The sequence below is a fragment of the Desulfocurvibacter africanus subsp. africanus DSM 2603 genome (assembly GCF_000422545.1).
GTDB lineage: Bacteria > Desulfobacterota > Desulfovibrionia > Desulfovibrionales > Desulfovibrionaceae > Desulfocurvibacter > Desulfocurvibacter africanus.
In genome coordinates, this window is the sequence record NZ_AULZ01000001.1 from 202,269 (window position 1) to 216,312 (window position 14,044).

General features: G+C 62.7%; 12 protein-coding genes. 6 read left to right on the forward strand and 6 right to left on the reverse strand.

The window, feature by feature from the left end:
- The first annotated feature begins 150 nt into the window (after positions 1-150).
- The 3 genes from H585_RS0100895 (at position 151) to rfbC (ending at position 3,688) form a co-directional block, all read left to right on the forward strand.
- Positions 151-1,287 (forward strand): PQQ-dependent sugar dehydrogenase, encoded by a 1,137-nt coding sequence (locus tag H585_RS0100895; protein WP_027366378.1) that lies wholly within the window; start codon positions 151-153, stop codon positions 1,285-1,287.
- Positions 1,288-1,460: 173 nt separating this feature from the next.
- On the forward strand, positions 1,461-2,966 hold the full coding sequence (locus tag H585_RS20685; protein ID WP_034626856.1) for an amidohydrolase family protein: 1,506 nt from the start codon (positions 1,461-1,463) through the stop codon (positions 2,964-2,966).
- Positions 2,967-3,142: 176 nt separating this feature from the next.
- Entirely contained in the window at positions 3,143-3,688 is a 546-nt protein-coding gene (gene rfbC, locus H585_RS0100905; protein WP_027366379.1) for a dTDP-4-dehydrorhamnose 3,5-epimerase, read from the forward strand.
- 172 nt (positions 3,689-3,860) lie between these two features.
- On the opposite strand, the gene H585_RS0100910 is transcribed toward rfbC, so the two are convergent.
- The 6 genes from H585_RS0100910 to pgm form a co-directional block, all read right to left on the reverse strand.
- Positions 3,861-4,334 (reverse strand): NanQ anomerase/TabA/YiaL family protein, encoded by a 474-nt coding sequence (locus H585_RS0100910; RefSeq protein WP_027366380.1) that lies wholly within the window; start codon positions 4,332-4,334, stop codon positions 3,861-3,863.
- Positions 4,335-4,404: 70 nt separating this feature from the next.
- Positions 4,405-5,640, reverse strand: coding sequence for an ABC transporter permease (locus H585_RS0100915; protein ID WP_027366381.1), 1,236 nt, complete (start codon positions 5,638-5,640; stop codon positions 4,405-4,407).
- A 3-nt stretch (positions 5,641-5,643) separates the two neighbouring features.
- Positions 5,644-6,351: an ABC transporter ATP-binding protein gene (locus H585_RS0100920; protein WP_027366382.1), complete on the reverse strand. Its 708-nt coding sequence runs from the start codon at positions 6,349-6,351 to the stop codon at positions 5,644-5,646.
- A gap of 69 nt (positions 6,352-6,420) precedes the next feature.
- Positions 6,421-7,281, reverse strand: coding sequence for a rhodanese-like domain-containing protein (locus tag H585_RS0100925; RefSeq protein WP_027366383.1), 861 nt, complete (start codon positions 7,279-7,281; stop codon positions 6,421-6,423).
- Between the two features lie 323 nt (positions 7,282-7,604).
- Positions 7,605-8,987, reverse strand: a complete 1,383-nt coding sequence (locus H585_RS0100930; RefSeq protein WP_027366384.1) for an efflux RND transporter periplasmic adaptor subunit — start codon at positions 8,985-8,987, stop codon at positions 7,605-7,607.
- A gap of 13 nt (positions 8,988-9,000) precedes the next feature.
- Positions 9,001-10,653 carry a phosphoglucomutase (alpha-D-glucose-1,6-bisphosphate-dependent) gene (pgm, locus tag H585_RS0100935; RefSeq protein ID WP_027366385.1) on the reverse strand — a complete coding sequence of 551 codons (1,653 nt, stop codon included), beginning with the start codon at positions 10,651-10,653 and terminating at the stop codon, positions 9,001-9,003.
- A 249-nt stretch (positions 10,654-10,902) separates the two neighbouring features.
- Here pgm and hflK point away from each other — a divergent pair, with 249 nt between their 5' ends.
- The 3 genes from hflK (at position 10,903) to H585_RS0100950 (ending at position 14,022) form a co-directional block, all read left to right on the forward strand.
- Positions 10,903-11,985, forward strand: coding sequence for an FtsH protease activity modulator HflK (gene hflK, locus H585_RS0100940; RefSeq protein ID WP_034626860.1), 1,083 nt, complete (start codon positions 10,903-10,905; stop codon positions 11,983-11,985).
- A 1-nt stretch (position 11,986) separates the two neighbouring features.
- Positions 11,987-12,838 (forward strand): protease modulator HflC, encoded by an 852-nt coding sequence (gene hflC, locus H585_RS0100945; RefSeq protein ID WP_014258689.1) that lies wholly within the window; start codon positions 11,987-11,989, stop codon positions 12,836-12,838.
- Between the two features lie 503 nt (positions 12,839-13,341).
- Positions 13,342-14,022, forward strand: a complete 681-nt coding sequence (locus tag H585_RS0100950; protein ID WP_014258690.1) for a LexA family transcriptional regulator — start codon at positions 13,342-13,344, stop codon at positions 14,020-14,022.
- Positions 14,023-14,044 lie beyond the last annotated feature (22 nt).

Below are 14,044 nucleotides of genomic sequence, written 5' to 3' on the forward strand. Positions count from 1 at the left end.
CACACTACAGTTTGTAGAGGATGACAGGGGTGTTGTCAGCAAACGAAGGCAAATAATCACAATTGTCACCTTGCGTACATGCAAGGCTCTGCTAGTTTGATTTGCCAGGTTTAGGCATTCGTTTCGACTTCAACCAGTACGGAGCGACCCATGCATGCCTCCAAAGCCCCCCTCGCCTTGGCCGCGCTTTGCGCCATCCTGCTCTGTCTCCCGATGCGCGTTGAGGCCCAGGATGACGAGCTTCCGCTGGACAAGATCTCACTGCCATCCGGCTTCGGCATCAGCGTCTACGCCCGTGTGCCCAAGGCGCGCTCTTTGGCCTTGGGCAAAGCGGGAACTGTTTTCGTCGGCACCCGCGAGGACGCGGTCTATGCAGTGAGCGACCATGATGGCGACCACAAGGCCGATACGGTTTTCACCATTGGCCAAGGCCTGACCCAGCCCAACGGCGTGGCCTACCGCGACGGAGCGCTCTATGTGGCCGAGATCGGCCGCGTGCTGCGCTACGACGACATTGAAACGCGCCTGGAAGATCCGCCTTCGCCCGTGGTGGTCAACGACACTTTCCCCAAAGACGAGTGGCACGGCTGGAAATACATCGCCTTCAGCCCCGACGGCTGGCTCTATGTGCCCGTGGGCGCGCCGTGCAACGTCTGCGAGCGGCCGGACCCGTACGCGAGCATCATGCGCATGCGCCCGGACGGAAGCGGCCTGGAGGTCTACGCCCGCGGCATCCGCAACACCGTGGGCTTCGATTTCCATCCTCAGACCGGCGAACCGTGGTTCACCGGCAACGGCCGCGACTGGGCCGGCGATACCAAGCCGCCCGACACGCTCAATCGCGCGGCCGAGCCGGGCCTGCACTATGGATTTCCCACATGCATGGCCCATGAAATACCCAAGCAGCCCGGAGCAAAGGGCAAGTGCGCGAAGTTCGAGCCGCCGAAGCTGGAGATCCCGGCCCACTCGGCTCCGCTGGGCATGAAGTTCTATACGGGCCAGATGTTCCCCGCGCAGTACCGGGGGCAGGTGTTCATGGCCGAGCACGGCTCCTGGAACCGCACGGAGCCCGTGGGCTACCGGGTGACCATGGCCAAGCTGAATGGCAACGACGTTGTGGACTACGCGGTATTCGCCAGTGGCTGGCTGGAGGCGGACGGCTCCAAATGGGGCCGTCCCGTGGACGTGCTGGTCATGCCCGACGGCGCGCTGCTGGTGAGCGACGACCACGCGGGCGCGATCTACAGGATCGCCTTCCAAGGCACGGCGCTGGCCCGGAAGAAATGATCCGGGCCTGATCTGAAACTCGCGGGAGGATCGAAAAGCCGCAGCAAGAGAGCTCTTCGACCCGCGACATTCCTTTGCGACAATGAATGCCGCGCGGTTTTGCAGTCTTTGATATGCACATCACAGGAGGTAGACCGGACGAGGGGGGACAATCAACAGTCGAGGAGGCCGCCATGCTTCAGGCAAGGATTAAGTCGGGGCTGAGCTTTCCGCTCCCCACCCGTGTCCTATCCAACGGCGAGTTCGATGCGCCGCCCAGGACCGCGCTGCAACGCCGCGCCCAGGTCGCCATGCTGGATTTGGCCAGGCGTTACGGTAAGCCACTGGGATTGGATACGCAGGGCTATTTCCGCACGGACTCGGGGCTGGCCGCCGGGTTCCTGGCCATGAACATGGTCTACGGCGAGCACTTCGCGGCCGGAACCGACGAAGCCGCAGACCCCGAAGCCGCCCGCGAGCGCAGCGGCGGGCTTGCCGGGCAGTTCATCCTCGACGACCAGACCCACTACGCACATGACGAGTACAAGCGCAAGGACGTGCTGCTCATGCGCGAGTACGCAAAATGGAGGCTCAATCCGGCCCTGAAGGGAGAGAAGCTCAGTCGGGAGCGCGTGTTCTTCCGCAACTACTTCCGCGAGATGTTCCTTGAAAGCACCACCAGCGTGGCCCTACTCACGAGCGCCACGGCCGATGACCCTCGGGACTGGTTCCTGTCCAACGACCAGATGGCCATTGGACGCGACGCCATCAACGAGTTGCTTGGCGCAAGGCGCATGCTGAGCCACTCGCTCATCGCGCCCAAGCATCCTGGCTGGCTGAACGAGATAGACCGCTGCGCCGAGGTGCTGCGCCCCGCGAGCTGGAAGAGCTATCCCGTCGGCGACCCGTTCCATTACAGCAAGTGGCCCTACAGGCTGGACGACGAAGGGCTCATGTACCCGGCCTACGAGAAGTTCATGCGCCACGGCATCCGCACACTATGCGTGCACAAGGGCCTCATGCCCGCGAATTTCCTCAAGCGCTTCGCCAACTGGAAGTACGGCAACGTGGATGACCTGCCCAAGGCCGCCAAGGACTGGCCCAACCTGACCTTCGTCATCTACCACGCGGCGTTTCGGCCATCGCTCATGGTCCCGGACGATTTCCTCCTGGATTTCGAGCGCACGGGCCGCATGGAATGGGTCACGGATCTGGCCGAGATTCCGGCCAAATACGGCGTGTCCAACATTTACGCCGACCTGGGCACGACCTTCGGCGCAACGGCCGTCACCCACCCGCGCCTTGCGGCAGCCGTCCTGGGCATCCTCATCAAGGGCCTGGGCGAAGACCATGTGCTCTGGGGCACGGACGCGATCTGGTACGGCTCGCCGCGCTGGCAGATCGAGGCCCTGCGGCGCATCGAGATACCCGAGGACATGCAGCGCAAGCACGGCTTCGCGCCCCTGGGCGGACCGGACTCGACGGTCAAGCGCAAGATCCTCGGTCTCAACGCGGCCAGGCTCTACGGCATCAATCCGCAGGATTACGCGGCGGACGACCGCCTGGCTGCCTTGCAGCGGGAATACTGCGCGGCGGGCGACCGTGGTGACGAGGTGCTGGATGCGTTCCTTGGGCCGGAGCCGCGAAAAAAGCGCAAGGGGACCCGGAGTCCGTCCGATGGCCAGAGGCCATCGGCCTAAGCAAGGCCGGTTTGGACGAAGATGGATGGATGTGGATCAGAGAATGGCAGGCCCTGGAGATTGCCACACCCGGCGAGATCGTCTAGTTTTTCGCGCGCATTGGCCGCAGCGCGCCCTGGACACCGCGTGGGCATGCAGCTGCGTTTCATCCGAATTCAGCAGCAGGTGGTATACACATGGAAGTCGAGCGCACGGACATCGAAGGCGTCCTGCTCATAAAGCCGAAGGCATTCGGCGATCATCGCGGCTTTTTCCTGGAGACATTCCAGGCGCAACGCTATGGCCAGGCAGGCATCGGCCTGCCCTTCGTGCAGGACAACCTCTCGCGCTCCAGGCAGGGCATCCTGCGCGGGCTGCATTTCCAGCGCACCTACCCCCAGGGCAAGCTCGTCTCCGTGACGCGCGGCAGGGTCTTCGACGTGGCCGTGGACATCCGGCCCGACTCGCCGACCTTCGGCAAATGGTACGGGGCGGTCCTCGACGACGAAAACCACCACCAGCTGTGGGTCGCGCCCGGATTGGCCCACGGCTTCTGCGTCATGTCCGAGACAGCCGATTTTACCTACAAGTGCACCGACTACTATCACCCCGAGGACGAGGGCTGCCTGCGCTGGAACGATCCCGACATCGGCATCGATTGGCCCGTGCAAAGCCCTACCCTCTCAGACAAGGACGCCAAGGCCCCCAGCCTGCGGGAACTCTTTCCCCAACGCTTCGCTTAAGGGCAATCACAAGACGAATCGAGGAGGGCCAGCCCTCCTCGAACTCCTCCCGGCAGGACTCATCCGACCAGGGCGCGCCCCTGCATCCGCGATTTTTCTTACTGAATTGATTGGCGTGAAACGCAGGAATGCCGTTGCGCGGCAATCCTGCGTGTCCCGTGCATGGCGTGAATCAGAGCTTGGCGGCTTGCACCAGCGGCAGGGCGACCTTGAAGACGACCTTCCTGATCGGCTCCGGTCCGCAGAAGGCGATCTGGCCCATGTGGGCGTCCTGCGGGAAATAGGCAACGAAGCGGCTTGGCGTCAGCACCGTGAGGCCCTGCGGCCGCTCGGGACGCCCCAGGACGATGGCGTCCTTTTCGGACGAGTACGGCGATATGGCCGTAAGCCCCTCCAGCGGATGCCACTCCAGGATTTCCGCGCCGGATAGCACGGCCTGGATATCGATGTAGCGCCTGTGCGCCTCCATGTTGTTCTGGTCGCGCGGCCTCGTCAGATATCCGAACACGCGGGCGAACAGGTCCGTGCCGCGAATCTGGAACTCGCCGTCCGGCGACGAGGCGTCCAGCTTGCGCAGGAACTCCAGGGCGTCGTCGAGCCGATCGCCGAAATACTGGCTCCAGTTTTCCACCACGTCTGCGATCATGGGAACCTCCGGTGCGAGCAGCGACTACCCCAAGGCGGGGGAAAAGGGAAGGTGGGGACTGGGGAGCGGCCTACCCTCTCAATGCCTCAATCGGATCCAACCGCGCCGCACTCCTTGCCGGCCTCAATCCGAACAGCACGCCGATGCCCAACGACGCGAAAAGCGCGATTCCGAAGATTCTCCACGATAATTGAATCTCCAAAATCTCCAACCGCTCCAAAAATTGTGCCGCGCCCATGCCTAGCGCCACGCCGACCAGCGCGCCGATGAGCGTCAGCAGCACGGCCTCGGCCAGGAATTGCAGCAGAATGGCCGAGGACGACGCGCCCACGGCCTTTTTGAGCCCGATCTCCTTGGTGCGCTCGCTCACGGACAGATAGAACAGGTTGGCCAGCACGAAGCCGCCCACGGTCATGGCCACCATGCTCGTCACGCCCAGGAAGACCATGAGCCCGCCCTGGATCACGGACAGGAACTTGAGCACCTCGTCGGCCGTGAGGATGGTGAAATCGTCGGGCTCGCCGGGTTCCAGGCCGTGCAGGTGGCGCAGGAAGGAGCGCAGATTCTCGCGGTTGGCCTCCATGTTCTCGGGGTCGCGGAACTTTATGCGCAGGGCTCGGAAGTACTGGCGGTCCAGGTTGAAGCGCTGGGTCAGCGTGGTCAGGGGCATGACTATGCGTTCGTCCGGGTTGCCCGGCCCGCCGGAGGCCCCGCGCTCCGTGAGCGTGCCCACGACCTGGAAGGGGATGCTGTTGACGTACACGGTCTGCCCCACCGGCGAGCGCTGGCCGAACAGCTCGCGCGTGGGCACGACGCCGAGCAGCACGACCCTGGCCCCGCGCTCCACGTCCTCCTCGTTCAGATCGCGGCCCTCGGCCAGGGGCCAGTCCCAGGCCTGGGCGTAATTGGCCGAGGAGCCGATGGCCGAGTCCAGGTCGATGGTCGTGCCGCCGTAACGCAGCTTCAGGTTGCGCTTGGCGCGCATGGGCACCACCAGGTACGCGCCGGGCAGGGATTGGCGGATGCGCTCCAGGTCGGTCCAGGACAGGGTCAGCGTACGCATGCCCACGGCGCGGTTGAGCACGTCGCCGCCCAGCACGAAGGCCGCGTCCGGCCCGAAGTTCTCGGTGATCTCGCGCGCCTTGCGTTGCGCGCCGTCCACGGCGGCCACGATGATGGTCAGCGAGGCAATGCCCAGGCCCACGCCCAGGACCACGAACAGGCTGCGCAGCCGGTAGGCCCATAAAGCCTGGGCGGCCATGCGCCCGATGCGCTCCAGGCGCGCCATGCGTCGCCGGTCGGGCACGGCCTAGCCTCCGGCCAGGGCCGGAACGACGCGCTCCTGGCCTTCGATGCGGCCGTCCACCACGCGCACGCGCCGCTGGGCGTAGGTAGCCGTGGCCTCGTCGTGCGTGACCAGGATGACGGTCATGCCCGTGGCGTGGATGGAGGCGATGAGGTCCATGATCTCGCCGCTAGTGCTGGAATCCAATTGTCCGGTTGGCTCGTCGGCCAACAGGATGCGCGGCTCGTTGACCAGCGCGCGGGCGATGGCCACGCGCTGCTGCTGCCCGCCGGAAAGCTGCGCGGGCGTGAAACCAACCCGGTCGCCCAGGCCCACGCGATCCAGAAGCTCATGTCCGCGACGGCGCAGCTCGGCGCGCGGCGTGCCGGCGTACAGGCCGGGCAGCATGACGTTGTCCAGGGCCGTGGCATAGGGAATGAGGTAGAAGCTCTGGAAGATGAAGCCGGTCATCCTGTTGCGCAGGGAGGACAGGGCGTCGTCGGACAGGCGCGACACGTCCCGGCCCTCCAGCTCGTAGCTGCCATCGCTAGGCTGGTCCAGCAGGCCGATGATGTGTAACAGCGTAGACTTGCCCGAGCCGGACGCGCCTTGCAAGGCCACGAACTCGCCCTGGGCGATGTCCAGGGACACGCCCTTGAGCACCTCCACGGACTGCTCGCCCTGCTGGTAGCGCTTGTGGATTTCGCGCAGACGGACCAGGGAAGCCGGCATGTCAGACCTCCGGCTTCCAAAGACAAGGTAAAATCAGGCAGTTGATGGCAACCCGCACGACGTGACGCCTCATGCTGCACGCCCGATTTCAGCCATGGCTTTGTCCATCTCGCCCGCGATACGCATGAGAAGCTGCTTTTCCCGCTTGCTCAATTCGAGAAAGGCCTGCTCCTCTTCGGCATTTTTGGCGTCGAAGGCCATGTTCCGGTAAAGGTCGTAGGCCCTGTACTCGAGCTCCACGGCCAGGTTGATGAGCTGTTCGCAATCCTCGTAATTGGCCTTGGCCCAGACCAGGAGCGGGGTCGGATCGTCGCCGCTGGCCATGATGTTGCCGCCGAGGCTCTCGAACAGCTTCTCGAACGAGGCCATGTGCTCGGTTTCCTCCTCCGAGGAGACTGCCTTGAGCGTGTCGTGGAGAATCCGGGCATTGCTCTTCTTGATATCCGCCAATTCCTGGATCGAGGAGCAGGAAAAGCGCTTGGGCGGGGCCTTGAGGAGTTCGGTGTAGAAGAGCCAGGAACCTTTCTCCAATTCAAGGGCGGTCAGGAGCGCCTCCCGGAGCGTCCTGCTGCTCTCGAAAAGCCGCATCGGCGGTCTGTCGGGCAGGCTCTTGCCGTTCCAGGCCGCGATGCCGCCGTCCAAGGTGTAGATGCCCTTGCGGAAAGCGCCGCTTTCGGCAGCCATGACGGCCGCTGCCATGGATCTGCCGCCGACCGAGCAGTAGAAGATATTCTCCCGATCAGGGTGGATGTCGCCGAGGTGTTCGACAAATTCTTTAAGCGGCAGCAGCTTGGCCCCCGGAATGTGGCTAACCTCATACTCGGACGGCTGGCGCACGTCGATCAGGTCATATTCCGATTCGGAATGCGTGTTGATGAATTCACGAAGCTTCTGGGCGCTGAGGGTCTGGATATCCTGTTCATCGTTCATCGCCACCTCCTGTATTCCGTCTATCTCGTGAAGTGACTGAAGCCTGCTTCCCGCAAGCTCAAAAGCTGAATGTGGAATGACCTGCGGTTTCGCCGGTCCGCTTGGAAACACCTGGCAAGATTGCTTGCGGCATTTCCCGTCGCTGCGGACGGAAGGAAATGAATGGGCAATGGCCTGCTTCGGGTCATCCGCCCTTATAGGCGGTATAGGGAACAGGCTGCAACACAATGACGGCGAAACGGAAGGAAGACGGCAAGGAACTCTATGGTGATTACTCTCCGGGCGCAGTACCTGCATCCTGGCCTATTCCTGGGAGCAAGGGGCTACTGATTTTCGCCGCCACTTCCCGAGCCGCCGCCGGAACTTCCGCCGGGGCTGCTGCCGGGCTCGCTGGGTCTGCCGGGAGGGCCGCCGTTGTCCTGACTGTTGCGCTGCCCGCTTCCACCACCGCCACCGCCGGCCATGCGCTGGCCGTTCGACGTCTGTGGCACTGTGAGGCCGGGAATGACCACCTGCGTGGCCACCACGTCGCCCACCTGCAAGCCGTTGACGATCTCGCTGCTCTCCAGGCCTTGCAGGCCGAGCTGCGGGTTGACCTCGCGCACCTTGCCGTCCGGGCCACGCATGAAGACCACCTGACGGTCGCCGACCCACTTGAGGGCTGTGTTGGGCAAGGCCGGCACGTTCTCGCGCTGCTCGACCACGATCTGGCATTGAGTGGTCATCTCGGGCCGCAGGGCCAGGGCCTGCTGCGGGTCCAGCGGCACAAGGGCCCGGTAGTATACGATGTTGTCGCGTATCTCGGGCTCGGGATAGATCTGCTCGATACGGCCTTGGAACATGCGCTCCTGGTATGAATCCACGCGGAATTCCACGGGCATGCCGGGCTTGACCTGGCCCACGTCGGTCTCGTCCACGTAGATCCACATCTCCAGGCGCGTGGGGTCGATGACCGTGACCAGGTTGGTGACCTGCAGGCCGGACACCACGGTCTCGCCCTCCTGGGCCGTGACCTGCGAAACCAGGCCCGAAATGGGCGTGATGATGCGCGTGTAGGATATGCGCACCTTGATCGAACGCAGGGTGGCTTGGGCCACGTCCACGGCCCTGCGCGCCTTGGTCAGTTCCTGCTCGAACTCCTGGCGCAGTCGGCGCAGGGTGGCCTGGCGGGCTTCCAGCTCGTTGCGGCTAACATCCAGGTCGCGCCTGGCCTGGTCCAGAATGTCTTGTGGCTGCACGTCCCTGGCCACGAGATCCTGCTGGCGTTTGAAGTTGGCCTGGGCATAGGCGTATTGCGCCTGGGCCAAATCGAGCTGGGCCTGGGCCTCCGCGATCTGCAGAGGATAGACTTGACGCACGCGGGACAGCTCGGCCTGGGCGCTGGCCAGGCGGGCCTCGGTCTCGGCCTGCTCGGCCTGCTGCTCGCGGTCGTCGATGACCGCCACGAGGTCTCCCTGGTTCACCCGGTCGCCGACCTTGACCGGCATGCGCTCGATGATGCCCGTGGCCCGCGCGCCGATCTTGACCATTGCCCCGACCTGGGCCTTGACGATGCCCGTGGCCTCCAGGACCTTGCGCACCGTGCCGCGCTGGATGGTCGTGGTGGCCAGGATGCGCGGCTCTCCGTCGCCGCGGTCCGCGAGCAGGTACCATGCGCCGACGGCCAGCAACGCCACGCCGACGGCTATGAGCAGGATCTTTCTCATGAGGGTTTCGCGCTCAGACGCCGGCCTTCACGAACGCCTGGGACACGATGGCCTGGGCCTCCTCCTGGATGCGCCGCAGGTGTTCGCGGCCTTTGAAGCTCTCGGTGTAGATCTTGTAGATGTCCTCGGTGCCCGAGGGCCTGGCCGCGAACCAGCCGTTCTCGGTCACGACCTTGAGCCCGCCGATGGGCGCGTCGCCCGCGGGCGAGCGCGTGAGCTTGGCCAGGATGGGCTCTCCGGCCAGGCTGTCCGCCGCGACGTGCTCGGGCGACAGGTTGGACAGAACCTTTTTCTGGGCTGCGTTGGCCGGGGCCTGCAACCGCTCGTAAATCGGCGCACCGAAGCGCTCGGTCAGGCCCGTGTAAAGCTCGCCGGGATCCCGCCCGGTCACGGCGGTGATCTCTGCGGCCAGCAGATTCATGACGATGCCGTCCTTGTCCGTGGTCCAGACCGTGCCGTCCTTGCGCAAAAAGCTCGCTCCGGCCGACTCCTCGCCTCCAAAGCCGTACTCGCCCGTGAGCAGACCCTGCACGAACCATTTGAAGCCCACGGGCACCTCGGCCAGGGAGCGGCCGAGCGCCTTGGCCACGCGGTCGACCATGCTGCTCGTTACCAGCGTCTTGCCCACGGCGCAGGACAGCTTCCAATCCGGACGATGCGTGAACAGGTAGTCGATGGCCACGGCCAGGTAATGGTTCGGGTTGAGCAGGCCGGCGGAGCGGGTCACGATGCCGTGGCGGTCGGCGTCGGGATCGTTGCCGAAGGCGATGTCGAAGCGGTCCTTGAGGTCGATCATGCCGGCCATGGCATAGGGCGAGGAACAATCCATGCGGATGGCTCCGTCCTTGTCCACGCGCATGAAGGCGAAGGTCGGGTCCACGCTGTCGTTGACCAGGCTTATGTCCAGGCCGTACCGCTCGGCCATGGGTTCCCAGAAGGCCAGCGACGCGCCGCCCAGAGGATCAACTCCGAGCTTGAGGCCTGCCTTGGCGATGGCCTGCATGTCCAGGACATTGGCCAGATCCTCGACATAGGGACACACGTAGTCGTGGGCGCGCGCCAAGCTTTGGGCCACGGCCTTATCGAAATCCAAACGCGGAATGGAGGACAGGCCTTGGGCCAGCAACTCGTTGGCCCGTGTCTCGATCCATTTGGTGACCGATGTTTCGGCCGGGCCGCCATGGGGCGGATTGTACTTGAAGCCGCCGTCGTCCGGAGGGTTGTGCGAGGGCGTGATGACAACGCCGTCGGCCAGACGCTCCGTGCGGCCCCGGTTATGGGTCAGGATGGCGTGGGAGATAACCGGCGTCGGCGTGTAGCCGCGACCCTGCTGGAAGCGGACATCCGCGCCGCAGGCCGCGAATACCTCCACGGACGTTAGAAAAGCCGGCTCGGACAAGGCGTGGGTGTCCATGCCCACGAAGAGCGGGCCGTCCACGCCGCGCGAGGCCCGATGCTCGCAAATGGCCTTGGCCATAGCCAGGATATGCGCCTCGTTGAAGCTCGCCTTGAACGAGCTGCCCCGATGGCCCGACGTGCCGAAAGCAACGCGTTGTGCGGCATCAGCGGGGTCCGGCCGCACGGTATAGTAGGCGGCCACGAGGCGCGACACGTTCACGAGCATATGCTTGTCTGGCTGTTTCCCTGCTTGGGGATGAACCGGCATTGTATGGGGCTCCTTGCGATTAGTGATCCTGTGAAGGCATTGGCGCGAGACGCTGTAGTCCACTGAACATACTATTGTCCTGACCGTTTTCCAACGCTTTTCGATCCACGCGCACGGAAGTCTCCCGTCGAAAGGCATTATCTCTATCACTCGGTGCGTTTCAACCTGCATGCACGAAAGCCGACAACGACTCGCAAAATTTGGCCTTGCTTGACCAGCCTTGGCAACTCGCCTAATGTCGGCAGACTTATGAACTGGGACTGGGAAAAGCTACAAGGCCAGCGTCGCAGGCAGGGTTATCAACCTCCGGAACCTGGCGAGATCCATGATCGCCTGAAGCGCTTCTCGAACCTGCGCTTTCCGGGCGGAGGCAAACTCATCATTCTGCTTTTGGTCGTCCTCTGGGGCCTGAGCGGATTCTATATCGTGCAGCCTGATGAGCGGGGTGTGGAAAAACGCTTCGGCAAGTTCACACAAATCACCGATCCGGGGCCGCATATCCATTGGCCATTCCCCATCGAGAGCGTGCACAAGCCCAAGGTGTCGGAAATCAAGCGCGTGGAGGTGGGCTTCCGTTCCGTTGCCCGCAATGGAACTCTCCAGCCCGGCCAGTACCGCTTGGTCCCCGAGGAGTCGCTCATGCTCACGGGCGACGAGAACATCGTGGACGTGCAGTTCATCGTGCAATACCAGATCTCTGATCCGGTAGACTACCTGTTCAATGTCGCGGAGCAGGAAAACACGGTCAAGTATGTAGCCCAAGCCACCATGCGTGAAGTTGTCGGCAACAGCGTAATCGACTCGGCCCTGACCACGGGCAAGTTCGTCATCCAGACGCAGACACGTGACCTCATGCAGGAAGTCCTGGACCGCTATCAGGCCGGCGTCCGCGTTATCGCCGTGCAGTTGCAGGACGTGCACCCGCCCAAGGAAGTCGTGGACGCCTTCAAGGACGTGGCCAGCGCGCGCGAGGACAAGAGCCGGCTCATCAACGAAGCCGAGGCTTATCGTAACGACATTCTGCCCAAGGCCAGGGGTCAGGTGGCTGTCATCGTCAACGAAGCCCAAGCCTACAAGGAAAGCCAAGTGCTGGATGCCCGTGGCGGCGCCGAGAAGTTCCTGGCCGTGCTCACCGAGTACCGCAAGGCCAAGGACGTAACCCGCCAGCGCATGTACCTGGAAACAATGGAGCGCATTTTCTCCAGCTCCGGCTTGGAAAAGATCATCCTCTCCAGCCAGACAGCGGGCAATGTGGTGCCCTATCTGCCCCTGGACAAGGCCGCTCCGCGACCGAAGCAGGACGCCGCAGGCGGCGCCGGGGGGAAGCAGTAACATGCGCACGAAACTCATCATCCCGGCGGTCATAGGCTTCCTGGCGCTCATCGCCCTGGTTCAGTCCATGTTCATGGTCGACCAGACCGAACGGGCCATTGTGCTTGAGCTCGGCAAACCCGTTGGCGATAAGCCTCTGGAACCCGGCCTGCATTTCAAGCTGCCCTTCGTCCAGAACGTGGTCTTCTTCGACTCGCGCATCCTCAACTACGATGCCGAGCCTGCCGAGATCCTGACCAGGGACAAGAAGAACATGGTCGTGGACAACTATACGAAGTGGCGCATCACGGACCCGCTGCTATTCTACCGCACCGTGCGTTCCATCCCGCGGGCCCAGGCCCGACTGGACGACATCATCTACTCCGAGATTCGCGTTGCCCTCGGCAACTACACGCTCATCGAGATCGTCTCGGGAAAACGCGGCCAGATCACTCAGGAAGTGACCACCAAATCCAATGCCCTTGTGAGTGAATACGGCATTGAGGTCATGGACGTGCGTATCAAGCGCACGGATCTGCCGGCCGAAAACGCCCGAGCCATCTTCGGCCGCATGCGCGCCGAGCGCGAACGGCAAGCCAAGCAGTATCGCTCCGAAGGCCAGGAAGAGTCCTCCAAGATAACTGCCTTGGCTGATCGTGAACGCACGATTTTGCAGGCCGATGCGCGTCGACAGGCTTCCGTGCTGCGCGGCGAAGGCGAAGCCGAAGCCATTCGTCTGTGGGCCGATGCCCTTGGCCGTGACCCTGAATTCTACGCCTTCCAGCGCAGCTTGGAAGCGTACGAAAAAAGCCTCAAGGAGAACTCCAGGCTGGTGCTCACCCCGGACTCGCCTTTCTTCAAATACTTGCGTTGATGCGGGAGCCATCGGCTCCCGCAGACAATCGCCCTGCAACCGACCGCACGAATTCAGTTCAATGGCGGCGCACATCTTGAACTGTTTTGAAACCACAAAAAAATGATTTCAATTTCGCATTGTTTTCGAATAATACCCTCCCCAGGATCGTCGTTCCTATACGAACTTTTTTAAAGCAAAGCACTCAGGCTTCTAGTCCATTTTTTATTGACATGCCGTGTGGACCTTTGATTGGTGCACCACATACAGAAATCGCTTCGCATCGAAATCCCCTTGCTGTTCGTAGCCGTCAAGCAGATTATAGGCACGTCCAGCCGCTTTTCTGTGTTGGGCGTGTCCACCCACGGAGTAGTCCCTGGAGTCGATAACGACTTTCGCACCGCTTAACGATTGCGGCGCAATACTGCGCATGAATGTAACGCTCGCAGTCTCTCATTTTTTCATGGAACCATCCCCCACCGACATGATCATGATCTGGATCAGTGCTAAGGAGTAGATACGATATGACCAGCTTTGACGAGGTCCTTGACAGGATCAAGAAGGCCACCGGAGCCAGAACCCAGGTGGAGCTTGCCAACTTGCTAGGTATCAGACAGTCAAGCATCTCAGACGCCAAGCGCCGCAACTCCGTGCCAGCTGACTGGTACATGAAGCTTTACCGATCGCTGGGGCTCAATCCCGAGTGGCTTTCCGACGGAATCGAGCCCATGTATCTCAAGCCGGGCATGGGCGAGGCGCACGTCGCCAGCATGGCCGAGCCCGCCGTCGGCTACGGCAAATCCCCTGCCCGCAGCCGGGTGGTGAATGTCTCCAGCATGACCGGAGCCAGCACCAAGGAAGGCTCCTGGCAGCCAGATTTCATTTCCCAGCTGGCCATCCCGGAAACTTTCTACAGGCCGACACTGTTGGCGCTCAAGATCGAAGGTTCGGGCATGGAGCCGCTCATTCGCCGCGGAGCATATGTCGGCCTGGACATGGATCAGCGGCGCATCCTTTCGGGCGAGTTGTACGGCGTGCATGTTCCTCATGAAGGTTTGGTTCTCAAGCGCGTATTCTTTGATGCCGAGAACAATCGCTTCATACTGCGCAGCGAGAATCCGATTCACCCTGAACAATACCTCTCTCCCGAGCTCAAGGATAAGCAGCTCGTGGGCAGGATCGTTTGGGTGCTCCAGGATATCTAGTCGTTTCGGCGCTTCTGGCCGA